At 72.0% G+C, this 24633-nt stretch carries 20 protein-coding genes and 1 pseudogene; 15 read left to right on the top strand and 6 right to left on the bottom strand.

The features are described from left to right. Window positions 1–116: 116 nt before the first annotated feature. Window positions 117–800: a glycerophosphodiester phosphodiesterase gene (locus ACFWHU_RS21775; RefSeq protein ID WP_385792363.1), complete on the top strand. Its 684-nt coding sequence runs from the start codon at window positions 117–119 to the stop codon at window positions 798–800. 72 nt (window positions 801–872) lie between these two features. Here ACFWHU_RS21775 and ACFWHU_RS21770 read toward each other — a convergent pair whose 3' ends face one another. The 5 genes from ACFWHU_RS21770 to ACFWHU_RS21750 form a co-directional block, all read right to left on the bottom strand. Further along, window positions 873–1433 carry a GNAT family N-acetyltransferase gene (locus ACFWHU_RS21770; RefSeq protein ID WP_385792364.1) on the bottom strand — a complete coding sequence of 187 codons (561 nt, stop codon included), beginning with the start codon at window positions 1431–1433 and terminating at the stop codon, window positions 873–875. 113 nt (window positions 1434–1546) lie between these two features. Further along, entirely contained in the window at window positions 1547–2464 is a 918-nt protein-coding gene (locus tag ACFWHU_RS21765) for an NAD-dependent epimerase/dehydratase family protein (RefSeq protein ID WP_387226472.1), read from the bottom strand. Beyond that, window positions 2464–3384: a carbohydrate ABC transporter permease gene (locus tag ACFWHU_RS21760; RefSeq protein ID WP_387226470.1), complete on the bottom strand. Its 921-nt coding sequence runs from the start codon at window positions 3382–3384 to the stop codon at window positions 2464–2466. The genes ACFWHU_RS21765 and ACFWHU_RS21760 overlap by 1 nt, the downstream gene beginning before the upstream one ends. After that, window positions 3381–4397, bottom strand: coding sequence for a carbohydrate ABC transporter permease (locus tag ACFWHU_RS21755; protein ID WP_387226468.1), 1017 nt, complete (start codon window positions 4395–4397; stop codon window positions 3381–3383). The genes ACFWHU_RS21760 and ACFWHU_RS21755 overlap by 4 nt, the downstream gene beginning before the upstream one ends. After that, the gene (locus ACFWHU_RS21750) at window positions 4394–5740 is read right to left on the bottom strand and encodes an ABC transporter substrate-binding protein (RefSeq protein WP_385792368.1); all 1347 of its coding nucleotides are present in this window, start codon (window positions 5738–5740) and stop codon (window positions 4394–4396) included. The genes ACFWHU_RS21755 and ACFWHU_RS21750 overlap by 4 nt, the downstream gene beginning before the upstream one ends. Window positions 5741–5931: 191 nt before the next feature. Here ACFWHU_RS21750 and ACFWHU_RS21745 point away from each other — a divergent pair, with 191 nt between their 5' ends. The 6 genes from ACFWHU_RS21745 to ACFWHU_RS21720 all read left to right on the top strand — a co-directional run bounded on the left by ACFWHU_RS21745 (window position 5932) and on the right by ACFWHU_RS21720 (window position 16169). Continuing rightward, window positions 5932–6717 (top strand): IclR family transcriptional regulator, encoded by a 786-nt coding sequence (locus ACFWHU_RS21745; protein WP_237285799.1) that lies wholly within the window; start codon window positions 5932–5934, stop codon window positions 6715–6717. A gap of 104 nt (window positions 6718–6821) precedes the next feature. Continuing rightward, on the top strand, window positions 6822–8108 hold the full coding sequence (locus ACFWHU_RS21740; RefSeq protein ID WP_387226465.1) for an enolase C-terminal domain-like protein: 1287 nt from the start codon (window positions 6822–6824) through the stop codon (window positions 8106–8108). Further along, entirely contained in the window at window positions 8105–8791 is a 687-nt protein-coding gene (locus ACFWHU_RS21735) for a ThuA domain-containing protein (protein WP_387226462.1), read from the top strand. The genes ACFWHU_RS21740 and ACFWHU_RS21735 overlap by 4 nt, the downstream gene beginning before the upstream one ends. Then, window positions 8776–9855, top strand: a complete 1080-nt coding sequence (locus ACFWHU_RS21730) for a Gfo/Idh/MocA family protein (protein WP_385792371.1) — start codon at window positions 8776–8778, stop codon at window positions 9853–9855. Before ACFWHU_RS21735 ends, ACFWHU_RS21730 begins: the two co-directional genes overlap by 16 nt. Window positions 9856–10162: 307 nt before the next feature. Further along, a complete protein-coding gene (locus ACFWHU_RS21725) occupies window positions 10163–13351 on the top strand; it encodes an alpha-mannosidase (RefSeq protein WP_387226460.1) in 3189 nt (1062 codons plus the stop codon). Continuing rightward, window positions 13344–16169: an ROK family protein gene (locus tag ACFWHU_RS21720; RefSeq protein ID WP_387226458.1), complete on the top strand. Its 2826-nt coding sequence runs from the start codon at window positions 13344–13346 to the stop codon at window positions 16167–16169. The genes ACFWHU_RS21725 and ACFWHU_RS21720 overlap by 8 nt, the downstream gene beginning before the upstream one ends. A gap of 57 nt (window positions 16170–16226) precedes the next feature. Here ACFWHU_RS21720 and ACFWHU_RS21715 read toward each other — a convergent pair whose 3' ends face one another. Then, complete coding sequence (locus ACFWHU_RS21715) at window positions 16227–17498, bottom strand: glycoside hydrolase family 71/99-like protein (protein ID WP_387226456.1); 1272 nt, start codon at window positions 17496–17498, stop codon at window positions 16227–16229. A gap of 406 nt (window positions 17499–17904) precedes the next feature. Here ACFWHU_RS21715 and ACFWHU_RS21710 point away from each other — a divergent pair, with 406 nt between their 5' ends. The 8 genes and pseudogenes from ACFWHU_RS21710 (at window position 17905) to ACFWHU_RS21675 (ending at window position 24620) form a co-directional block, all read left to right on the top strand. Beyond that, on the top strand, window positions 17905–18618 hold the full coding sequence (locus ACFWHU_RS21710; RefSeq protein WP_387226453.1) for a DUF5134 domain-containing protein: 714 nt from the start codon (window positions 17905–17907) through the stop codon (window positions 18616–18618). 162 nt (window positions 18619–18780) lie between these two features. Further along, window positions 18781–19716, top strand: a complete 936-nt coding sequence (locus ACFWHU_RS21705; protein WP_387226451.1) for a M56 family metallopeptidase — start codon at window positions 18781–18783, stop codon at window positions 19714–19716. Between the two features lie 33 nt (window positions 19717–19749). Continuing rightward, window positions 19750–20454: a phosphatase PAP2 family protein gene (locus ACFWHU_RS21700; RefSeq protein ID WP_385792377.1), complete on the top strand. Its 705-nt coding sequence runs from the start codon at window positions 19750–19752 to the stop codon at window positions 20452–20454. Window positions 20455–20473: 19 nt separating this feature from the next. Further along, window positions 20474–21169 (top strand): HAD family hydrolase, encoded by a 696-nt coding sequence (locus tag ACFWHU_RS21695; RefSeq protein WP_385792378.1) that lies wholly within the window; start codon window positions 20474–20476, stop codon window positions 21167–21169. 105 nt (window positions 21170–21274) lie between these two features. Then, window positions 21275–21619, top strand: a pseudogene (locus tag ACFWHU_RS21690) (LLM class flavin-dependent oxidoreductase); the annotation flags it as partial. Between the two features lie 184 nt (window positions 21620–21803). Continuing rightward, window positions 21804–22250, top strand: a complete 447-nt coding sequence (locus ACFWHU_RS21685) for a hypothetical protein (RefSeq protein ID WP_387226559.1) — start codon at window positions 21804–21806, stop codon at window positions 22248–22250. 235 nt (window positions 22251–22485) lie between these two features. Continuing rightward, window positions 22486–23832: a M14 family metallopeptidase gene (locus ACFWHU_RS21680; RefSeq protein ID WP_387226449.1), complete on the top strand. Its 1347-nt coding sequence runs from the start codon at window positions 22486–22488 to the stop codon at window positions 23830–23832. Between the two features lie 167 nt (window positions 23833–23999). Continuing rightward, window positions 24000–24620, top strand: coding sequence for a TetR/AcrR family transcriptional regulator (locus ACFWHU_RS21675; RefSeq protein WP_385792381.1), 621 nt, complete (start codon window positions 24000–24002; stop codon window positions 24618–24620). Window positions 24621–24633 lie beyond the last annotated feature (13 nt).

Here is a 24633-nt window from a genome sequence, read left to right as displayed (position 1 = left end):
CAGGCGCGCACGGGTCCGACCCGGGTCCGTCCGGCGCGGTGACCGTTAGGCTGCCGCCGTGCCGCGTGGGGCACCAGCGCCGCGCGGGAGCCGCCGACGACGGAAGCGAGTCAGCCTTGACTTTCCTCACCATCGGTCATCGTGGAGTGATGGGTGTCGAACCGGAGAACACCCTGCGCTCCTTCCTGCACGCCGAACGAGCCGGCATGGACGCCATCGAGCTCGACCTCCATCTGAGCAAGGACGGCGCACTCGTCGTCATGCACGACGCCGAGCTGGACCGCACGACGGACGGAACGGGTCCGATCGCCGACCGGACCCTCGCCGAGCTGCGGGAGCTCGACGCGGGGCGTGGCGAGCGCGTGCCGGTCTTCGAGGAGGTCCTGGACGCGGTGGGTTCGCCGCTCCAGGCGGAGATCAAGGATGTGGCGGCGGCCCGCGCGCTGGCCGAGGTGATGCACCGGCGGAAGCTGGTGGGGCGCGTGGAGGTGTCCTCGTTCCACGACGAGGCCGTCGCCGAGATCTCCGCCCTGGTGCCGGGTGTACGGACGGTGCTGATCGCCAGCCGCTGGGGCGCCGACGTGGTCGACAGGGCCACCGCGGTGGGCGCGGACTCCCTCGCGCTGAACATCCGGCGTCTGACGCTGGAGGTCGTCGAGCGCGCGCACGCGGCGGAGCTCGGGGTCATCGGGTGGGTGGTGAACACACCGGATCAGTTGCGCCTCGTCAGGGCGTTCGGCCTGGACGGGGCGACCACCGACTTCCCGGAGATCCGGCGCACCGGCCGGTTCACGGCCTGACGGGTCCTGCCGCGGCGGCCCGGCCGGGGCGTTGCCGTCCCGGTCAGGCGTGGCCGCCGGGCGCCGTCCCGGTCAGGCGTCCTGGTCCAGCGCCTTGACCAGCAGCTCGAACGCCAGGTCGTCGCGCTGCGGTATGCCGAAGCGCTCGTCGCCGTACGGGAAGGGGGTCAGCTGTCCCGTACGGCGATAGCCGCGGCGCTCGTACCAGGCGATGAGGTCCTCGCGCTGGATGATCACGGTCATGTGCATCTCGCCGGCGCCCCACTGCGCGCGGGCACGGCGCTCCGCCTCGGCTATGACGCGCTTGCCCAGCCCGCCGCCCTGCGCGTCCGGGTGGACGGCGAACATGCCGAAGTACGCGGCGGGGCCGCGGTGCTCCAACTGGCAGCAGGCGACCAGTACGCCGTCCGCCTCGACCATCAGCAGGCGGCTGCCGGGGGCCTCGATCACTTCGAGGACACCCCGCTCGTCGGTGCGCTGGCCGCCCAGCAGGTCGGCCTCCGAGGTCCAGGAGGCACGGGCGTCCTTGCCGCGGTAGGCGGCCTCTATGAGCGCGACGAGCGGCTCGACGTCTTCTGCGGTGGCGTCCCGGTAGGTGAGCTGACCTGGGGCGGCGTGCGGTGCGGTGCTCATGGTGCGCGTTCTCCGATTCTCCGCCGCGGGGGCGGCGCGCCCGAGCCTAACCCCACTTCCCGCGGGCATGTCAGGGGGGTGCGCGCAGGCGAATCGTCCTGTTCGCGCGCCGTTCACGCCTCTGTTTCGGCACCCGCCCCGGAGCTCGCCTCGGCACCCGCTCCGGCGCCGGCCCCCTCGTCCGCGTCCGCGTCGAGCGCGCTCCTGCGGTGCTTCGGGGCGAAGCCGAGCAGCCGCGCGCACGCCGTGGTGTCGAACAGCGAGGCGTGACCGGTCAGCTCGGCGAAGTACGGCACACCGGGGTGGTACTCGTCGAGCAGTTGGGCCGTCGGCAGGGGTGAAGACGTGTCGTCCGCCGCCACGTTGAGCACATGACAGCCCGTCAGTTCGGCGTGGAGCGCGTACCGTACGGCCCTCGCCGCGTCCCTGGTGTCGAGCCACCCCCACAGGTCCATCCGGTGGGCGGCCGGATCGTCGCGTACGGCGGCGAGTTGCCTCGCCAGCCGCTCGCCGGTACCGGTGAACGGGAAGCGCATGCAGACGATGTCGGTGCCGTGGCGCCGGTACGTGGCGCGGGCCGTCTCCTCCAGCACGACCTTGGAGAGCCCGTACGGATCCTGGACCAGTGTGGGGTGTTCCTCGTCCAGTGGTACGTAGCGCGGGGACTGCGGCTCCGGCGACCAGGCGAGTCCCACGGCCGCCAGGCTGGAGGCGGCGACGACACGGCGGACGCCGGTGCGGCCCGCCTCGTCCAGGACCCGGTGGGCGGTGAGGCAGTTGGTGGCGAACAGGGCGCTGTCGTCGTCGGAGTTGGGGTGCGGGATGGCACCGAGATGGACGACGGCCTCGACGCCTGCCATGGCGTCGCGCACCAGGCCGGGATCGCGCAGATCGCCGGTGTGGACGCGGTCCGGCCGGGGGTCGTCGACGGGGACGAGGTCGGTGGCGACGATCCGGTGGCCGTGGGCCAGCAGGTCGTCGATGACATGGCCGCCGATGTGTCCGGCGGCTCCGGTGACCAGAACGCGCATCAGCCCTTCACCGCCCCGACGAGTCCGTTGACGAAGTAGCGCTGGAGACAGAGGAAGAGCAGCACGACGGGGATGACCACGATGAGGGCTCCGGCCATCAGGTTGTTGTAGTGGGGCACGTTCTCGGCGGCGAGGGTCTGGAGGCCGAGCGGCAGGGTGAAGGTGGACCGGTCGGTGAGTGAGACGCGGCTGAGCAAGTACTCGTTCCAGGTCGGGATCGCGGTGAGCAACGCGACCGTGATCAGGGCGGGTTGGGCCAGTGGCAGATAGATGTTGAGGAAGATCCGGAACTCAGCCGCGCCGTCGACCCGCGCGGAGTCCCGCAGTTCGGCCGGGATGGCGCCGAACGCGCCGGTCATGAGCAGGACCGACAGCGGGGCGCCGCCGTTGACGAAGGGCAGCACCAGTCCCCAGTGGGTGCCGAGGATGCCCAGCTCGTTCTCCAGCAGCACGATCGGCAGCATCACCGTCACGCCGGGCACGAAGAGCAGGGAGACGAACAGCCGTGACAGGAAGGTGCGTCCGGGGAAGCGCAGCACGGCGAAGGCGTAGCCGGCCGCCGCGTAGACCACCAGCGTGAGGACCACCGTGTAGAGGGTGACCAGCAGGCTGTTGAGGAAGAAGTCGAAGAAGTGGAGCTTGTTCCAGGTATCGATCAGGGTGTCGAAGGTGGGGTTCTCCGGGATCAGATGACCGCCGCTGACCACCTCCACCTGGTCCTTGAACGCGGCCGACACCATCCAGAGGAACGGATAGACGCTCACCGTCGCGTATCCGGCGAGCAGCAGACCGACGACGACACGCGCGAGTCTCCGGCGGTTACAGGCCCGCCCGGCGCCCGGTCGCCTGCCCGGCCCACCGGTCTTGTCGGGGTGTGCGGTCGCGTGGGGGCGCTTGTCCGCCACGGGGATCGAGGTCATGTCTTGCTCCGCAGCGCTCGCAGATTGATCAGGGCCAGTACCAGGGCGGCGGCGAACAGCAGCCAGCCCAGTGCGCTGGCGAGCCCGAGGGTGGGGCGGAGCTCTTTCAGGAAGGCCAGGCTGTACGCCTCCAGGCCCAGCACGTTGGTGTGGTCGCCCGGTCCGCCGTTGGTCATCACCAGGAAGGTCTGGAAGCCCTGGAGCGAGTCGCGCAGATTGAGCAGGACGACGATCGCCGTGATGGGGCGCAGCAGCGGCCAGACGACCGACGCGTTCGTGCGCCACCAGCCCGCGCCGTCGAGCTGCGCCGCTTCCAGCAGGCTGCGGTCGATGGTCTGGAGCCCGGTCAGATACAGCAGCATGGAGACGGGCACGGCGCCCCACACGGTCACCACGATCAGCGTGGGCAGCGCGGTGTCGGGGTTGCCGAGCCAGCCCTGGGGCTGCTGGAGCGAGCCGAGTCCGATCCGGCCGAGCAGCAGGTTGACGGCGCCGTCGGGCTGGAGGATGTACTGCCAGGCGAAGAAGACGGCGATGCCGCTGGTCACGTACGGCAGGAAGAACACCGAGCGCAGGACGGACCGCATCCTGCGTGCCTGGTTCAGCAGGACGGCCAGCGGAAACGAGACCATGACCGTCAGCACCGGTACGGCGATCATCACCCAGAGGGTGTTGAGTCCCGCGCTGCGCACGCGTGGCGCGTAGATGGGGCTGCGCCAGAGCAGGTCGGCGTAGTTGTCCAGGCCGACCCAGGTCCAGTGCGGCATGAAGCCGTTCCAGGACGCGAAGCTCAGCAGGAAGCCGTAGCCGACGGTGTACAGGCCCATGACGGCGAAGAGGATCACCGCGGGGGCGACGAACAGATATCCGGAGAGGGCCTCGCCGCCGAACGCGCGGCGCCGGGGCCGCTTGCCGGGGCCGGGGGCGGTGTCGGCCGCCCCGGCCGGGAGCGTACGGCTCTCGCCGCCGCTCCCGGCCTCCCCCACCGAGGTGGGCCGGGGTGCTGTGGTCACTGGGTCGCCCAGTAGTTGCTGTTGAGCTCGCGGAGCTTGGCTCCCGTCTGTGCCGGCGTCTCGCGGCCGAGCGGGGTCAGGTTGGTCAGGACCTCACCGGCCCTGTCCTGGTCGTAGCCCGGCGGCCGGAAGTCGTTGTTGCTCGGGTCGTACGTGGTCTCCTCGGTGCCGTCGAAGCTCTCCATCATGGAGGTCAGCGCGGGGCCGAGGACCTTGGCGGACTCGGCGCCCAGCTCGGTGGCGGGCAGGTCGGCCGACTCCTTGGCGAACCGCGCGGCGACGTCGGTGCCGGAGAGGAACTCCATCCACTTCTTGGCGTTCTCGGGCTGTTCGCTGGTGGCGGTGAGGCTCAGTCCGGTCAGCGCGAGCGGGCCGAGAGCCCGGTCGGGTACGGCGCCGTCCTTCGGCGCGGGCAGTCCGAAGGCGAGGACGTCGTCGGCCGTCATGTCGTTCTGCTGGAGGAAGGCGAGGGTGAAGGTGCCGCCGACGGCGAAGGCCGACTTGCCCTGGGCGAACGCCTGGTCGGCCTCGTCGATGCTGAGTGTCTGGGTGCCGGGCATCCAGTACGGGGTGAGCCGGTCGTACATGCTCAGGACCTCGGTGCCGTTGGCCGAGCCGAAGTCGGTGGCCTTGTCCTCGCCGAAGAGGTCCCAGTACGCCTGCTTGCCGAGCTGCGCGAACGCCAGCGGCTGGAGCACCCAGGTCAGTCCGGTCGCCTTGACCTTCAGGCCGAGGCTGATCCCGCCCGTCTTGGGGTCCTTGTGGTGGGTGGCCTCGACCGCCGCCAGGAACTCCTCCCAGGTGGCGGGGGCCTTGGTGATGCCGGCGTCGGCGAGCTTCCGCTTGTTGGCGTAGACGATGCCGAACGTGCCGGCGGTCAGGGGCACGCTGAAGCGCTGGCCCTCCTCGACGCCCTTGAACGTGGAGTCCTTGGCCTGCGACTCCTTGAACTTCTGCGGCGTGACGGTGCCGGAGCCCTTGATCGCCTCCTGGAAGCGGCCGCTCCAGGCGTCGGGGATCTGGTCCTGGAGGTCGGCGGTGACGCCGGCGGCGCCGAGGACGAAGTCCTCACCGTCGGAGTGCACTTCGAGGACGTCGGGGAGGCCGTCGGTCTTGGCCGCGCTCTGCACCTTGGTGGTGTAGGCGTCGTCGGGTGTGTACACCTCGACCTCGACCGAGATGCCGGTCTCCTTCTTGAACTCGGTGGCCGCCGCGCGAAGGGCACCGACGTGGGACTGCTTGAAGGTCCACATCTCCAGCGACTTGGAGTCGCCGCCGGAGTCCGAGCCGCCGCAGGCGGAGAGGGTGGTGAGTGTGAGCGCGGTGGTCGTGGCCAGAGCCACGAGCCGGACATTCCGTGCGAAAGGTATGCGCATGGCCCCTACCTAAGAATCAACCCGTTCAGAAGGCCGAATGGCGTTGGAGTGACTGAACTTATGGTTGCGGTGATATAGCGTCAAGACGCACGTCGAGAATCGTGCTGACCGGTTCGCCGAGGGGCGCCGGTGCGGGGAGCGGAGGTTCCGTGGAATCGGTGGCAGCAGCAGCGCGAGGGCGTAAGCCCGAGGAGGTCAAGTCCGCGGCTCGGGTACTCGAGGTGCTCGAACTGCTCGGCACCGAGGGCGCCCGGCTCTCGCTCGCCGAGATGGCGAGCGCGATGGCCGTGCCGAAAAGCAGCCTGCACGCGATCCTGCGGACCATGGAGGCACGGCGCTGGGTGGACCTGGACGCCTCGGGCACCCGCTACAGCCTCGGGCTCAAGGCCCTGCTCACGGGCACCGCGTATCTGGAGGGCGACGACGTCGCGAGCCTCGCCGGGCCGGTGCTCGACTCCCTCGCGGAGGAGACGGGCGAGTCGGTGCATCTGGGCAGGCTGGACGGCACCGACGTCGTCTACCTGGCCAAACGGGAGTCACGGCACGCGCTGCGGATGTACTCGGCGGTGGGCCGCCGGCTGCCGGCGCACGCGACGGCCCTCGGCAAGGCGATGCTGTCGCAGTACGACGCGGCCGAGGTGCAGCGCCGGCTGGACTGGCCGCTTGCCAGGCTCACGCCCGACACCGTGACCGATCCGGACGAGCTGATCCGCCAGCTCGCCGAGGCGCGGCTTCAGGGCTGGGCGATGGACGACGGCGAGAACTCCGTGGACATCCGGTGCGTGGCCGTGGCGCTCGGCACCGGGCACGGCGGCGGCGACGCCATCAGCTGTTCGGCCCCCAAGAGCCGGATGGACGACACCCGTGTGCGGGAGATCGCCGGAGCCGTCACGGAGGCCGCACATTCGCTGCGAACCCTCCTCAAACGGCTCGGGCAGCACTGAAGACCGCTCCCCCCATATTTGGTAAACTCATTGACAAATTAAAGACGCTCTCTCTACGTTCGGATAGCAGTACACCATCCTGCTATCTGTACGCTGGAGTTCGTATGGCTCAGCCTGATGCCCGCTCCGACATCCTCGCGCCCGCCCCCTGGGTCGAGGAACGCGGTGCGAAGATCCGCATCACGGCCGTCTCCACCTTCCTCACCGCCCCGCACGGCTGCCCCCATCTCGTCGTCCGCGTCGAGACCAACGAGCCGGGGCTGTACGGCCTCGGCTGCGCGAGCGACCCGCAGCGCACCCTCGCCGTACGCTCCGTGCTCGACGACTACCTGGCCCCGATGCTCCTCTGGCGCGATCCCGACGACATCGACGACATCCATCGGCTGCTGCTCAACAGCGCCTACTGGAGAGGCGGTTCGGTCACCGGCAACGCGCTCGGCGGTGTCGACGTCGCCCTGTGGGACCTCAAGGCCAAGCGCCTCGGCGCGCCCCTGTACTCACTGTTCGGCGGCCGGGTCCGGACCCACGCCGACGCCTACACCCATGTCAGCGGCGCCGACGCCGAGGAGATCGCCGAGAAGGTCGTGGCGGCGCGCGAGCGCGGCTACCGCCATGTCCGTGTCCAGGCCTCCGTTCCCGGCTCCGACACCTACGGCACCGCCGCCGCCGGCTCCGCGGACGCGCACGCGCTGCGCACCCGCTCGGTGCCGTGGGACTCCGCCGCGTACGTACGTACCGTGCCACGCGTCCTGACAGCGGTACGCGAACAGGTCGGCGACGAGGTCGAGTTGCTGCACGACGTACACGAACGGCTCGACCCCCGGCAGGCCCGGGACTTCCTGCGCCGGGTCGAGGACGCGGGGCTGTACTTCGTGGAGGACCTGCTCGCCCCGGAGGACGCGCGCCACTTCGCCGCGCTGCGGGCCGGCTCCCCCGTACCGCTCGCCGTGGGTGAACTCTTCCACGACGTGGGCCAGTTCCTGCCGCTGCTCGACGGCCCCGACATCGACTTCGCCCGGATCCGGGTCCCGACGCTCGGCGGTCTCACCCCGGCCCGCAAGCTCGCCGCCTACTGCGAACTGCGCGGTGTTCGGCTCGCCCCGCACGGTCCCGCCGACGTCAGCCCGGTCGCCCAGGCCGCCACACTCGCGATGAACATCAGCAGTCATGCCTTCGGGGTGCAGGAGGCCGCCGTGTTCAGGCCTGCCGTCCTCGATGTCTTCCCCGGTACGGTCGTGGCGCACGACGGCGCGCTGTCCCCGCACGAGACGCCCGGTCACGGGGTCGACTTCGACGAGGCCGCGGCCCGCCGGTATCCGGTACCCGAGCCGCTGGAACACGACCGCTGGGCCCTGCTGCGCAACACCGACGGGAGCGTGCAACGACCATGACCGCCCACATCTCCGGCCCGCCACCCACCCCCGGCTCCCGGCGCGCGCTGGTCGTCCGAGGCGGCTGGGAGGGCCACGAGCCCGTCAAGACCACGGATCTCTTCCTGCCGTTCCTCCAGGAGAACGGTTTCACCGTCGAGACGGCCGACACCCTCGACGTCTACACCGACACCGCGCTCCTGGCCGCCACCGACCTCGTCGTCCAGTGCTGGACCATGGGCGAGATCAGCGCGGAGCAGTGCGCCGGACTCACCGCGGCGGTCCGCGCGGGAACGGGCCTGGCCGGCTGGCACGGCGGCATCGTCGACTCCTTCCGCGGCAGCGTCGACTACCAACTCCTCACCGGTGGGCAGTTCCTGATGCATCCGCCCGGCTTCTCCACCCACACCGTGCGGATCCCGCCGGAGCGGGCGGACCACCCGGTCGTCGCCGGCCTCGCCGACTTCGAGGTGCACACCGAGCGGTACTGGACGGCCACCGACCCCCTGATCGACGTCCTGGCGACCATCGGCTTCGAGGCGGACGAGCAACGCTCGCGGCCGGTCACGATGCCCGCCGTCTGGACGAGGAACCGGGGCGCGGGCCGCGTCTTCGTCTCCACGATCGGCCACAAGCCGGACGACTTCGACGTGCCCGAGGTACGGGCGCTGACCGAGAGGGGGCTGCTGTGGGCGAGCCGCTGAGGGTCGGCATGGTCGGCGCGGGCAAGATCAGCGGCGAGTATCTGAAGACGCTGGAACGGCTGGACGACGTCAGGCTCACCGCCGTGACCGACCTCGACACGGGCCGCGCCGAGGCCGTCGCCGAGCGGACACCGGGCGTCGCCGTCGCCGCCTCGGTCGCCGAACTGGTCCGGCGCCCCGATGTCGACGCGGTGCTGAACCTGACTCTGCCCGCCGTGCACGCCGAGGTGGCGCGTGCCGCGCTCGACGCGGGAAAGCATGTGTACGGCGAGAAGCCCCTGGCCATGACCCGCGAGGAGGCCGACGGTCTGCTCGCCCTGGCGCGGGAGCGGGGGCTGCGGATCGGCTGCGCCCCCGACACCGTGCTGGGTACGGGGACGCAGAGCGCGCGGGCGGCGGTGGACGACGGGCTCATCGGCGCACCGGTGGCCGCCACCGCGTTCATGACCACCCCCGGACACGAACGCTGGCATCCCGACCCGGAGTTCTACTACCGCCCCGGCGGCGGGCCGCTGCTCGACATGGGCCCGTACTACCTCTCCGCGCTCGTCCATCTGCTCGGGCCGGTCGGCCGCGTCACCGGCGCCGCGTCCCGGCCGCGCGCGGAGCGGACCATCGGCAGCGGGCCGCGTGCGGGCGAGCGCTTCGACACCGAGGTGGACACCCATGTCACCGGGCTCCTGGAGCACACGGGCGGCGCGCTCACCACGCTGGTCATGAGCTTCGACGTCCACGCGGCGCGGCTGCCGCGCATCGAGGTGCACGGCACCGAGGGCTCGCTCTCCGTACCCGACCCCAACGGCTTCGACGGGCCTGTGGAGTTGCACCGGTCCGGCGGCGAGTGGGAACGGCTGCCGGTGGCGGCCGGTTACCGGGACGCCGGTCGTGGGACCGGACTCGCCGATCTCGCGACCGCGCTCGCGGACGACCGGCCGCACCGGGCGTCCGCCGAACTCGCCCGCCATGTCCTCGACACCATGCTGACGCTGCTCGACGCGGCACGCGAGGGTCTCTGGCTGCCGGTGCGCGGCGGGTGCGCGAGGCCGGAGGCCGTACGGCCGTAGATCCGGCGCGGGGGCGGCCTGTCCGCCCCCGCCCCCACACGAACGGCAGGAAGGCGGCGGCCTTCCTGCCGTTCTTCATGCCTCACCCCGGCCGCCCCCTCCGCCGGTGCTCCCGCAGGCCGTTTTCCCGCCCGATTCGTCAGGGCAATTAATATCCAGGAGGGGAACTTTACGGGCGGGAATTCAACTGACAATTCGATCGCGAGGCCCTCACCACCAGGAACTCAGAAGTAATCGGGACAGGCGTTGACTTGATAACACTCTTGGTTTTACATGGCGGTTACTGGCTGGACAGGAAGGGCCGCCCATGCATGACCGAAGGAAGTCCGGAGAGGCGCGAATAGCCCATTTCCTCGACTGCCGGCTGCGCCCCGCGCTGTACACCGGGCGGCTTCCCATGGAGGTCGGGGCCTGGCACATTCCGGGCGAGCCGGTGCCCGTCGACGTGGCGCTGCGCGCCGGGTACACGCCGTTCGTCGTCGGCGAGACCTGGGGCGGCGGCCCCTGGTCCACCAGTTGGTTCCGGCTCAACGCCGACGTCCCAGAGCGCTGGGCCGGCCGGCGCGTCGAGGCGGTCGTCGACCTCGGGGGCGAGGGGGCGGAGGGTCTGGTCCACGACGAGCACGGCACGCCGCTCCAGGGCCTGCACCCGCAGAACAGGACCATGACCGTCACGACGGCCGCGCGCGGCGGCGAGCCCGTACGGCTGCTCGTCGAGGCCGCGGCCAATCCGGCGATCGACGCGGCCACCGGTGCCGGGGCCCATTTCGGCGACCCGGTCACCGCCGGGGACGAACCCCTCCACCAATTGCTCCGCGCGGACCTCGCCGTACGCGACGAGAACATCTGGCAGCTCATTCATGACATCGATGTCCTGTACAGCCTGATGCGCGCGCTCCCCGCCGAACTGCCGCGACGCCACGAGATCCTGCTGGCCCTGGACCGGGCCGTCGACGCCGTCGACCCCCGTGACATCCCGGGGACGGCCGCCGGCGCGCGGGACATCCTCGCACCGGTCCTGGCCCGCCGGGCGCACGAGTCCGCGCACACCGTCGCGGCGGTCGGGCACGCGCGCTCCGGCGCCGCCCGGCTGCGGCCGACGCGCGAGAGCGTGCGTGCGAGCGCCCGCGCCTTCAGCAGCATGGCCGCGCTCGCCGAGGAGTACCCGGAGCTGGTGTTCGCCGCCTCGTCCGCGCAGGAGCACGCCTGGATGAAGGACCGGCATCCACACGTCTTCGAGCGGATTCGCAAGGCGGTCGCGCGGGGCAACTGGGTCCCGGTGGGCGGTATGTGGGTGGAGCCGGACGCGATCGTGCCCGGCGGGGAGTCGCTGGCGCGGCAGCTCGTGCACGGCCGGCGCTTCTACCGGGAGGAACTCGGCCTGGACCCCGACGGCGTCTGGCTGCCCGGCTCCGGCGGTATGACCGCCGCGATTCCGCAGCTCGCCGCGCTGGTCGGGGCGCGCTGGCTGCTCGGACACACGCTCGCCGAGCACGACCCCAACTCCCTTCCCCACCACACGTTCTGGTGGGAGGGCGCCGACGGCAGCCGGATCTTCACACACTGCCCGCCCGCCGGTCCGCACCACGCGTCGCTCACCGGGCCCGAGTTGGCCGACGCGGTCGCGGCGTACGCGGACAAGGGCGGCGGCACCCGCTCGTTACTGCCGTTCGGCGGGGGCCGGGGCGCCGACGGTGACGTCGGCGCGGACCATGCGGACCGTGAAGGAGACGGCCCCACCCGCGAGATGCTCGAACGCGCCCGCAGACTGGCCGATCTGGAGGGCTCACCGCGCGTCGAGATCCAGCACCCCGCGCACTTCTTCCGCGACGCGCTCGACGAGTACCCGCACGCGCCGGTGTGGCGCGGCGAGGTGTACGCGCAGACGCACCACGGCTCGTACACCAGCCAGGCCCGAACCAAGCGCGGCAACCGCCGAAGTGAATCACTGCTGCGCGAGGCCGAGTTGTGGTCGGCGACGGCGGCCGTACGGGACGGGGTGCCGTACCCGTACGACGAGTTGGACGCCCTGTGGAAGCGGGTCCTGCTGCACCAGAGCCGGGACATCCTGCCGGGCGGCGCCATCGCGTGGGTGCACGAGGAGGCCGAGCAGACGTACCGGGCGGTCCACCGCCGACTGGAGAGCCTGATCCGGCTGGCCGCGGGCGGTCCCGAGGGGGCCACTGTCCTCAACGCCGGGCCGCGCGCCCGCCGCGAGGTGGTCGTCCTCGACCGGGACCGGCTCACCGAGCCGGGCGCGGTGGAGGCGGGGCAGCCGCTGTCCGGCGGGCGGCTCGCCGTGCTGGCCGAGGCCCCCGCGCTCGGCCGGGGCACGGCCGGGCTGCCGCTCGGCGGCACGGCGCCGGTGACGGTCACCGCGGCCGATCCCGACCGGGGCGGCGGCCATCTGCTGGACAACGGGCTGCTGCGGGTCCACGTCGACTCGGCGGGGCTCGTGCGCTCCGCGCGCGATCTGGCGGCGGACCGCGAGGCCATCGCGCCGGGCGGCGCGGGCAATCTGCTCCAACTGCACCGGGACGACCCGGCGCGGTGGAGCGCGTCCGGCCTCGACGCGCCGCGCGCCGACACCAGCGGTGACGCGGCGTGCGGCACCCGGCGCGATCTCGACACCGCGTCGTGTGTCGAAGTGACCGACAGCGGACCGCTGTTGGCGCAGGTCCGGGTCGAGCGCGGCACCGGCAGGTCCACGGTCACACAGCGGCTGAGCCTGACGGCCGGCAGCCGCGCGCTGACGATCGACACCGACGTCGACTGGCGCGAACAGGACACGCTCCTCAAGGCCGCCTGGCCGCTGGACGTGCACGCGGAGAACAGCCGCGGCGAGATCCAGTACGGCCATGTCGAGCGCCCCACGCACGTGAACACCAGCTGGGACGCGGCCCGTTACGAGCAGTGGGCGCACCGCTGGATCCATGTCGGCGAGCACGGCTGGGGCGTGGCGCTGGCGTCCGACGCGACGTACGGCTACGACGTGTCGCGCCACACCCGCGCCGACGCGGGGACCACCACGCTCGTCCGTCTCTCGCTGCTGCGTGCCGCCCACAGCCCCGACCCGCACGCCGACCGCGGGCCGCACCGCTTCCGGCACACGCTGCGCCCCGGGGCGGACGTCGGTGCGGCGATCTCCGAGGGATACGCCCTCAACCTGCCGCTGCGGCCGGGCCCGTCGGCCGGGCCGGCGGAGCCGCTGGTGGCCGTGGACGATCCGGACGTGGTGGTCGAGGCCGTGAAGCTCGCCGACGACCGGTCGGGCGATGTCGTCGTGCGGCTGTACGAGTCGCGGGGCGGCCGTGCCCGAACGACACTGACCGCCGGGTTCCCCGTGACCGCCGTGCGGGAGACGGACCTCCTGGAGGACACGCTCGCGGTCCGCGCGCACACCGACCGGTCGGTGGCGCTGACGCTGCGGCCCTTCCAGATCCTGACGTTGCGGCTGGTCCGCGGCGACGGCCCGAGGGGAGGCTCGGGTGTCTGACACCCGGCCGGCCGAGAGTGCGCCCGCGCCGCCGTCGCCCGCCGACGGCGCGCTCTCCCCCGAACTCCGCGCCGTCCTGCGCCGGTGGGCCGACGAGGGGGGTCCGCTCGCCACCCGTGCCGGGGTCGTACTGCTGGCGGCAGACGGGCTGCGTGACGCGGAGATCTCGCGCCGGCTCGGGGTGTCGCGGCAGACGGTGGGCAGTTGGCGCCAGCGCTGGACGAGCGCGGGCATCGACGGTCTCGAACACCGGCCGCGTACCGGCAGACCCGCCACGGTCGACGAGGCCGAGGTCGTCACGCGTACGCTCCTCGCGCCCGGCGGCAGCGGCGCGTCGCGGGCGGTGGCAAGGGAGTTGGGCCTCTCGCACGCCACGGTGGCCGGCATCCGGCGCCGCTGGCGGCTCGTCCCCGACGAGCCGGTCGCCCCGTCCGTACCGACCCGGCCGCCGCTGCCCGACGCCGACGTGTGGGTGATGGGCCTTTACGTGGACGCGCGGCGCGCGGTCCTGCTCGCGGGCACCCGGCTGGTCCCGAGCACCCCGGTCACGGCGGGCACGGTGATCGGCGCGGACGTCCTGGCGGGCCTCGACCGCGCCCTGGACGCGGCACGACGGGCCTCCGGCCCGGAGTCGGCCGCCCTCGTGGACAGCGCTCACCGAGCGGGGGTGGCTGCCCACAAGACCGCGGGCACCGGTGGGGAGTCGGCCGCCACCGTGGACAGCGCTCACCGAGCAGGGGTGGCTGCCCATAAGGCCGCGGGCACCGGCAGGGACGGCGCTCCCGAGGGAGGCGGGGAATCCGCCGGCGACGCCGGGCACCCGCCGGGACCGGACCGGGACACCACGCCCGCCGGGCAAGAACCGGCGGAGCACGGCCCCGGCCACACCACCCACGTCGCCACCGAGGCCGCAGGCCGCCGCCTTCCGATCCACGCGCCCGGCCCGCACACCACGCCCGCCGGGCAGAACCCGGCACAGCACACCGGCCCCGGCCACACGACCCACGCCGCCGCCGAAGCCACGGCCCCACGCCTTCCGGCGCACAGCACCGGCCCGCGCACCACGCCCGCCGGGCAGAACCCGCCGAAGCACACAGGCTCCGACCACACCACCCACATCGCCGCCCAAGCAACGGCCCCACTCCTCCCGGCCCACGCGCCTGGCGACGACAGCCCGCCCGCCGGGCGTGACCCCGCCGAAGGCGACCCCGCGCTGGCCGCGTATCTCGCTCAGGCGAGCCGGCGGCACCCCGATCTCGCGCTGCACGCGATCACTCTGTGGGACGACGCCCCCGCCGAAGGGACCCCTCAACCACCCGGCCGCACAAGCATGGTGACGTGTCATCACATTCCCGCGCGGTCCACCTGGCGCACCTTCCTGCGGGCCATGATCGCTCTCGACAGCACCAGCCATCCGGAGTCCTCCCGGCGCGTCTATCTCGATCTGGCCGCCGAACTGGAGCGGTACGCGGCCGGCCGCGCCGACGACCCGTACCGCACCGTGCGCTGGCTGCGCGAGAACGTCGCGGGTCATCTGGGGACCGAGGACGCGACGGACAACTCCGTGCGCGGCCACACCTGGAGCGGTGTCAACCAGATCGACCTGGGGTCGTTCAACGAGTGCGTGGTCATCGAGACCGTACGGCTCTCCGGCACCATCACGCGCGGCGAGATCGCCCACCGCACCGGCCTCACCCAGCAGTCGGTGTCCCGGATCGCCCGCTCCCTGCTCGACCGGGGCATCCTGATCGAGGACGCGCAACTGCGCGCGACGTCGGGCAAGCCGCGTACTCCGGTACGGCTGCGCGGGGCCGCCGCGCACGCGCTCGGGATCCATATCGACCCCGAACTGCTGACGGCGGTCGTGATCGACCTCGACGGCGCGATCGTCTGCACCCGCACCCGGTCCGTCAGCGCGGACACCGACCCGGCGGAGTTCGTCGAGCGGGTCGCGGCACTGGGCCGGGAGACGCTGGCCGAGGCGGGCGGCGCCGTACGGCCCGAGGGGTTCCTGGGCATCGGGGTCGCGGTGCCGGGACCCGTGGACATCGCGTCCGGGACCGTACTGGGACCGCCCCTGATGTCGGCCTGGGGCGATCTACCGCTGCTGTATCTCCTCAAGGACCACTTCCCGTGCCCGGTCATCATGGAGAAGGACTCCACGGCCGCGGCGGCGGGCGAGCGCTGGATCGGCCGCGACCGGCGGGCCAGGGACTTCGCGTATCTCTACCTCGGTACGGGGGTCGGCACCGGCCTCTATCTGAACGGTGACATCTACCGGGGCGTCAGCTCGAACGCGGGCGAGTTCGGCCAGCTCTGCGCCATCGCGCTGGGGCGGGTGGACGAGGACGGCCGTCCGGAGATCCTGCCCGAGTGCAATCCGCCGGTGTCCGTGCCCGATCTGGCGGCGCGCGGCGGCCTGCGTCCGGCGGCCACGACGAGCGGGAGCACCGCCGCGTATCTGGCCGTGGGCCGGGCGGCGGCGGCCGGCGACCGGGCCGCGAAGGCGGCCGTACGCGAGGTGGCCCAGGCGATCGGGCGGGGCGCCCTGGGGCTGATCGACCTGCTGGACATCGATCTGGTCGTCCTCGGCGGGCCCTTCTTCACCGACGACGTCGCCGACTTCTACCTGGCCGAGATCGCCCGTACGGTCAACGAGTACCCGACCGCCCGGCGGCTGCGCCGGGTCGAGGTGGAGCCGTCGGTGCTGAGCGCGGGTGCCGCCGCCGTCGGGGCCGCGTCCACGATCTTCCACGCGACGTTCACGCCCAGGCTGCGGGGGCGGGAGACGCGGGCGCGGCACCTGCCCGCCGGCTGACCGCACCGGCCGCCGGGATCTTCCTGCCTCCCGGCGGCCGGTGCGGACGGAGCCCCGTTACCTCGGCGATGTCGGCCGGGTCGCGGTGAGCCCGATCTGCTTCTTGAGCATCCGCCCGCCGTCACCGGTGAGCCGGAGGTAGTAGTCGGACGAGCAGGACGTGCCGTCCTCGTCGAGGGCCCAGATGCCGGAGCCAGAGGGGACCATCGAGCCGTTCTCCGCCGTCTTGGCGATCTGGTTGCCCTCGTTGTACTCGTCGAACATGGAGATGTAGATCCCCGCGACGCCCAGCCGGCACATGTTGTAGAACTGCCGCCACATGAAGTCGCCGTGCGCGCGGTGCCTGGACTGGAGGTCTCCCGGCATCACACACGGCTGGTAGTCGATGCCGCTCGCGTCGCAGTCGGCCTTGTCGGGGGTGTTGACGTCCCGGTAGAACTGGTCGGCCTGGGCGACGGTGCCCATCCGTCCGACCATCCAGGGCGAGATCATGTTGAACGCGTGGTAGACACCGGAGAAGCCGGGCCTGGAGTCGCTGTTGCCGTTGCGCCAGTGCGTCGGCACGCCGCCGATGACGTAACAGCCCTGCCCCTTGAACCAGTTGATGACGTCCAGGCACTCCGGGGGCGCGAACGGGCGCTTGTCGTCGGCGAAGCCGAAGCCCCAGATGCAGACGACGGGCTTGCCGTTCTGCTTGGCGTACATGCTCGAAGACGTGTACGCCTTCATCTTGTTGGTCCAGTCCTGCTTGATCTCCGACTGCATGGCACGCCAGTCGGTGACGTCGTACATGATGTAGAACTTCCGGCCGTTGGCCTCCGCCGACTGGCGCACCTTGCGCGCCATCGCGTCCCGGATCGGGCCTTCGCCGCCCATGGGGCTGAACCGCTGGAGCGCGGCGGTGTCGCAGTTGTTCTCGCGCATCCACCGGAAGTGGGTGTCGACGGTCTGCTGGTCGTGCGAGGAGAACAGCGAGGCCGGCTGGCCATTGTTCAGATTCGGATACGCCGTGGGGAAAGTACGTGTGTACTCCCGCATATCGGGCCACGACTTGATGGTCGTATTGCTGAGGGACGGCGGCTGGCCGGCGTTCTGGCTCCAGTGCCACCAGCTGTCGATCGGGGAACCGTCGCCCTTGCAGGCGAACCAGCCCTGATACCCGACGCTGATCTTGCCGACCACGTCGCCGGGGGGACTCGCGGCGGGTGCCGCCTGGGCCCTGCCTCGCGGCGCGGGGGCGGCCCCCGCCTGCTGACTGCCGAGGACACCACCGGCAGCTGCTGTGCCGGCCAGCGCCGATGCGATGACGGCGCGTCTTGAAATACTCACGGAGTATTTCCTCCCACTAGAAATCTGCCAGAAATACGCGGATCCACGGAGGTGGGGGGAATTACAGGCGGCGGCAGCCCGCCCGCCTCCACGGCGCACCATCGCAAAGTAACCGCTTTCGGAGGGCCGCCACAAGGCCCGTGCGGAGGCTTTGTCCAGACCAATTCAAATGAACTTGTCAGCCTATTTTCTTTACGTTTTCCGTTTCCAGCGGAATGCGAAAAGCACGCGACTTCCGCGCCCTTGATCGCGGATCGTGTCCCCCGGTGCGCTCCCCCCGTGTCTCCCTGCGCTCGCGTGCGCCTCGAACTACAGGGGCATTTCACCGTTGACACCGTTTGTGTGGACATCGTTGGAGCCGGGACCTGCCCCGAAGGACGGGCCCCGGGCGAGGGGGAGGTGCGCGGTGCACGGACCGGCGACGGCCGGCTGGCTGGTCGTGGCGCTCTGCGCGGCGGCCGGCACCTACTGTCTGCTCCGGCTGCGCGGGGCCACGGGCGCGCGGAGCGGCACGGCGGGCGGGACGGCCGGCGGCGAGGCCCTGATGGGGTTCGGGATGGCGGCGATGGCCGTGCCGGCCGCGGTGGTCACACCACCGCGCTGGGTCTGGCTGGTGTACGTGGCGGTGTTCGGGGTCGCCGCGCTGCGCGCGCTGGGACCCGCCCGCAGGACGTCGCACCATCTGCACCATCTCGTGGGCATGCTCGCCATGGTCTACATGGCGGTGGCGATGGCCCTGCTGCCGGGCGGTACGCACGGCGCGCACAGCGCGGGCGGGACGCCGCTGGCCACGGGTGTGCTGCTGATCTACTACGCGGGATACGTGCTGTGGACGGGCGCCCGACTGCTCCCGTTGCAGACCGTGACCGTGGCGGAGGGCGGGGGCCCGGTGGGGACGGGCGCCGCCGACCGCGCCGGTGGTGGCGTGGTCGGCGGCGTCCCGGGGGACGTCCAGGTGGCGGGGGCACCGACGGGGGTCGTGACGGATACGCCCCCGGACACAGCGACGGACACGGCTACGGACGCGGTGACCGGCCTCTGCGGGGACCGGCCGGAGCTGGCGCTGGCCTGTCGGCTGTCCATGGGCATCGCGATGCTGGCGATGCTGCTCACGCTCTGACCCACGACCCACCGGCGCGGCCGGCGACCGACGCCGCCGACCCCGACGGGCCCCCAGCAGGGCACATGCCGCGCGCACCGACACGTACGACGACCGTGTCCTGCGTCACTTGACGCCCGCGGCCGCCCCCGTGAGCGGCACGGCACTCATAAACTGGCGCCCATGATGGTCTCCCTCGTGCTGCTGACGCTCGGTGCGCTGGCCGCCGTGGTCGCCCCGCGGCTGCTGGCCCGCGCCGAATGGCCCGAGCGCGAGCCGGTGGTGGCGCTCTGGGTCTGGCAGTGCGTGGTGGCCGCCGTGCTGCTGTGCTTCGCGCTCGCCATGACGTTCAGCGCCGCGGCGGCCTGGCTGGCCGTACGGGGACATGTCTTCGCCCCCGCCCCGAGCGGGGTCGTCGAGGCGTACGCGCTCGGCGCGCACCGCCCGTGGTCGGCGGCGCTGGCCCTGATCCTGGCGGCCGGCGGGGTGTGGACGGGCGCCATGCTCACGCGCGAGATCCACCGGGCGCACACGCGCCGCAAGCGGCGCCGTACCGAACTGCTCGTCCGTTCACCGCTGTTGCCCGGCGAGGAGCCCGGCGGCGGCCCTCTCGTCGTCCTGGAGGGCGAGCGTCCGGGCGCCTGGTGGCTGCCGGGCGCCGCACCCCAACTCGTCATCACCACGGCCGCCTTGCGACGGCTCAAGGGCCGCCAGCTCGATGCCGTACTGGCCCATGAGCAGGGTCACGCCCGCGCCCGGCACGACTGGCTGCTGCACTGCTCGTCGGCGCTGGCCAACGGGTTCCCGCAGGTACCGGTCTTCGCCGCGTTCCAGGCCGAGATGGACCGCCTGGTCGAGTTGGCCGCCGACGACGTCGCCTCGCGCCGCTTCGGGCGGCTGACGATCGCGCTCGCCCTGGTCGAACTGAACGAGGACCGTGGGGTGTTCGGCCCCTGCCCGGCCCCCGACAGCGAACTGCCGCGCCGGGTGGACCGGCTGCTGACACCGCTCCCCCGGCTGACGGCGGGACGCCGGCTGCGGCTCACGGCGGCGGCGGCGCTGGTGCCCGCGGTTCCGCTCGTGGTGGCCTTCATCCCGGCACTACGCGCGCTGGGATAGCTTTGCGGGGCCCTTCGTCGTAAGGATCACTCCATGCAATCCCCCGCGGTGCCCCCGGCGCCACGGCCGGCCTCGCCGGCACCGTCCACACCGCCCGGAACCGTGACACCGGCCCGCGTCGGCGCGGTGCTCGGTGTGGCCTCCCTGATCCTGCTGGCGCTCGTCGCCGCCGAGTGGGGTCCGCTGCTCTCCCTGGACCGGACCGTCTCCGTGGATCTGCACCGGTGGGCGGTCGACGAGCCGGGGCTCACCCACGCGAACCGGATTCTCACGGACTGGGTGTGGGACCCCTGGACGATGCGGCTGCTGACCGCCGTCGCCTTCTTCGTCCTCTTCCTCCGCGGCGAGCGCCTGCTCGCCTGCTGGGTCGCCCTGACGAGCCTGGTGGGCGCCCTGGTGTCGCAGGGCCTGAAGGCCGCCGTCGGGCGCGAGCGCCCCAGTTGGCCGGACCCGGTCGACTCGGCGCATTTCGCGGCGTTCCCCTCGGGCCACGCGATGACCGCCACCGTCACCGTGGGGATGCTGCTGTGGCTGCTGCGACGGCACGGCGTGAGCGGCCCGCTGTGGCGTTTCGCGCTGGTGGTGGGGGTGGTGTCGGTGCTCGGCGCCGGGTTCACCCGGGTCTGGCTGGGGGTGCACTGGAGTTCGGACGTGGTGGCCGGCTGGCTGTTCGGGGCGTGTCTTGTGGCCCTGTCCGTCGCCACGTACGGAGGACGGGCCTTGTCCCGGTGGCGGTGACCCGGCAAGGATCGGGTCCATGAAGATCAAGGGTGTGCTTTTCGACTTCTCAGGGACTCTGTTCCGCATCGAATCGGCCGGCTCCTGGCTCCGGTCCGTACTCGACGAATTGAGCGTTCCCGTGCCGCCCGCCGAGGTCCGGCGGTACGCGGTCCAGCTCGCCGTTGCGGGGGCACTGCCCGGCGGTCCCTCGCCGCAACAGGTGCCGCCGGAGCTGGCCGGACTGTGGGCCACCCGCGACGAGAGCGCCGAGCTGCACAGGGCCGCGTACACCGGTCTCGCCCGGCAGGTCGCGCTCCCGGACCCGCGGCTGTACGACGCGCTCTACGAGCGCCACCGGACGCCGGACGCCTGGCGGCCGTACGCCGACACAGCGGACGTGCTTGGCACCCTCAAGCGCGAGGGCATCGGTGTCGGAGTGATCAGCAACATCGGCTGGGACCTGCGTCCGGTCTTCCGCGCCCACGGCATGGACGACTACGTGGACGCCTACGTGCTGTCGTACGAGCACGGCATCCAGAAACCGGACGCACGCCTCTTCGGCGCCGCCTGCGAGGCCATCGGACAGGATCCGCGCGACGTGCTGATGGTCGGGGACGACCGGGAGGCGGACGGCGGCGCGGCCGAACTGGGCTGCGCGGTGCACTTCGTCGACCATCTGCCGGTGGAGGAGCGCCCGGCGGGCCTGCGGCCCGTTCTCGCCCTCACGCGCTGAGGAAGCCCCCCACCGCGCCCCGGAGCGGCGGAAGTTGACCTCAAGCGCGGTTGACGTTGTTGCCTGACGGTCGACAGCGACGGCCGCCGCGGGAGGACGACAGGGATGACCGCCGTCGGTATCTGTCTCGGGACCGAGGAGATCACCGAGACCGCGCGCGACGCCGAGCGCCTGGGCTTCGAATCGGTCCGGGTGTGGGACCACTTCACGGGGCGGGCGCCGATGCTCGCCCCGGAGGTGGTGCTCGCGACGGCGACGGCCGTCACGGAGCGGGTGCGTATCGGCTACGGCGTACTGCTCGCCGCCGTACGCCCGCTCCCGCTGCCGGCGAAGGAGATCGCGTCGCTCCAGTACGTCTCGCGGGGGCGGCTGCTGGTGGGGATCGGGGACGGGCGGGGCGCGTGGGAGCGCCGGCACGGCCGCCTGCGTGACGCGCCCGTGTGGGACGCGCTGGGCGTACGGCGCGCGGAGGCCGAGACGCGCACCGAGGCCGCGCTGAGGCTGTTGCCGGGGCTGGTCGGGGGCCGGCCCGACCCGGATCGCCCCGGAGGCCGCGACAGAGGCCGGGGACGGCTTCGGTGTCGGCGACGCCTCGGGCGTCGGGGCGGGCGTCGAGATCACGCTCGCGCCCGCGGTGGCCGCACCCCCGCTGTTCGTCGCCGGCGGCGCGGAGGATGCCGTGCTGCGGCAGGCGGGCGCGTTCGGCGTGAGCTGGTTCCCGGCGGTGATCTCCCCGGCCCAACTCGCGGGCAGGGTACGGAGACTGCGGCGGTACGCCGACGAGACGGGCCGCCCCGTCCCACCCGTCACCGTGGCCGTGCCGATCCAACTGGGCGTCCCCGCCGGAGAGGTGGCCGACGCCAGGGACGCCCTGGTCCGGACGGTCGTGGAGGCGTACGGGGTCGATCCCGACCAGGCGGCGGGCGTCGGGATCGTCGGCACCCCCGAACAGGCGGCGGAGCGGCTGGCCGCGTTCGTGGAGGCGGGCGCCGACCGGATCGTACTGAGCGGGGGCTCGGCGAAGGACTGGCGCACCGGTCATGAACTGCCGGCGCTGACGGCGTCGTTGCTGAAGACCTGAACCGTCCGGGGGGACGAAGCCGTGGACGCCCGGCGGGGGGACCCCGGCCAAGGGTCTGCCGGCACCCGCTTCGGGCGCCGGGCCGCGGCCGATGCGCGGGTACCGGTCCGCATGGCCGAAGTTCCCCACTTGACCGGATCATGTCAGCCCTCCACGATGTGGCGCGAACAAACGGCCGCCGCACGACACGTACGGCGGCCGAGCCCCCCACACGACTCCCCATCCAGGAGACAACATGCGACTTCGCGTACGCGAGGCCAGATGGAAGGCCGCCACCCTCGCGGCCATGCTGGCGCTCGCCGTGGCCGTCCCCTTCACCGCCGAGGCGGCGCCCCCGGATCCGAAGGCCGCGCCCGAGTCCCCCGTGGCCGCCGACGAGCGCGTCCGGCAGTACGAGATACCCGGCGTGGCCGACGTCGTGGGCCGTACCGCCCTCGCGTCCAGCGGCGTATCGGTGGACGAGGCGGGTGAGCGCTCGACGGTCGTCAGCGCCACCGACACCCAGGCGCAGCGGCTGCGCGCGGAGGGCTACCGGCTCGATGTGCTGCCCGGGCCGCCCGCCAGGACGAACGGCAAGGCCGTCGAGCCGTTCGACTTCCCCTCGGCCGACTCGCGCTATCACAACTACGCCGAGATGACGGCCGAGATCAACCAGCGGATCGCGGCTCGTCCCAACCTCATCAGCAAGCGCGTCATCGGCAAGAGCTACCAGGGCCGCGACATCATCGCGGTCAAGATCAGCGACAACGTGGCGACGGACGAGAACGAGCCCGAGGTGCTGTTCACGCACCACCAGCACGCCCGTGAGCACCTCACCGTCGAGATGGCGCTGTATCTGATCCGCGAGCTGGGTGACACCTACGGCACCGACTCACGGGTCACCAACGCCGTGAACAACCGGGAGATCTGGATCGTCCCGGACGTCAACCCGGACGGCGGCGAGTACGACATCGCCACCGGTTCCTACCGGAGCTGGCGCCTGAACCGCCAGCCCAACTCCGGCTCCTCGGCCATCGGTACGGACCTCAACCGCAACTGGGCCTTCCAGTGGGGCTGCTGCGGCGGCTCCTCCGGCACCCCCGGCTCCGAGACGTACCGCGGCCCGCGCGCCGAGTCCGCCCCGGAGGTCAAGGTGGTCGCGGACTTCGCGCGCAGCCGGGTCGTCGGCGGCAAGCAGCAGCTCAAGGCGGCCATCGACTTCCACACGTACAGCGAGCTGGTGCTGTGGCCGTACGGCTACACCAGGGCCGACACCGCTCCCGGCATGACGATCGACGACCGGAACGCCTTCGCCGCGGTCGGCGGGAAGATGGCCGCGAGCAACGGTTACACCGCGGAGCAGGCGAGCGACCTGTACATCACGGACGGGTCGATCGACGACTGGCTGTGGGGGAACCAGAAGATCTTCGCGTACACCTTCGAGATGTACCCGGGCAGCGCCGGCGGCGGCGGTTTCTACCCGCCCGACGAGGTGATCGAGCGCGAGACGAGCCGCAACCGGGACGCGGTGCTCCAACTTCTGGAGAACGCGGACTGCATGTACCGGTCCATCGGCAAGGAGTCGCAGTACTGCGCGGCCTGACGTACCGTCACCGTCTCTGACCGAGCGGTGGTAGTGCTGTCTGCCTTGGGCGATCCCCCGCGTCGCCCAAGACAGACAGCTTCACCCGCGCCGACCAGGCCCTATGGGCTGTCCGCGAGGACGTGCCGAGTATACTGGCTAGGAGCCAGTCAACGCAGGAGTCCAGCATGTCCCCGCGGAGCCCATCGGTCAATGAAGAACTTCGCCGGCGTTCCCGCGAACGGCTTCTGCAGGCCACCGTGGAGCTGGTCGAGGAGCGGGGTTTCGACGGAACGACGCTGGCCGACATCGCCGACCGGGCGGGAGCGGCGCGCGGACTGGTCTCGTACTACTTCCCCGGAAAGCGTCCGATGTTCCAGTCGGCCGTGCACCGGCTGATGCACCGCACCCTGGAAGCGGCCCTGGAGCGTGAGCCCCGTACCGACGACGGCCGGGAGCTGCTGGCGCGCGCCATCGACGCCGTACTCGGCCTCACGGTCGACCATCCGGTGGTGATGCGCGCCCATATGGCCGGGATTCTCCAGGCCGAGGGCTTCGTCCAGTGCCCCGAGCAGCAGCGGCTCGCGGAGTTGCTGCGCGAGACGATGGTGCGCTACGGGTCTCCGGACGTGGACAGCGACTATCCGCTGCTGCGCGCGCTGATGATGGGCGCGGTGTTCGCGATTCTGCTGCCCGGGGCGGCGATGCCGCTGGCCAGCCTGCGGGACGAGCTGTTCCACCGCTTCGGTCTGGACCCGACGTACGCCGCTCCGCCGGGCGGGGAGCCCGCCCGGCGGAGCGCGTCATGACTTCACCGGTCCG

Origin of the sequence: Streptomyces sp. NPDC060366, from assembly GCF_042725135.1 — a bacterium.
Classification (GTDB): Bacteria; Actinomycetota; Actinomycetes; order Streptomycetales; family Streptomycetaceae; genus Streptomyces.
The sequence above is the reverse complement of the archived record's forward strand: the minus strand, read 5'-3'. Positions and strand labels throughout refer to the sequence as shown.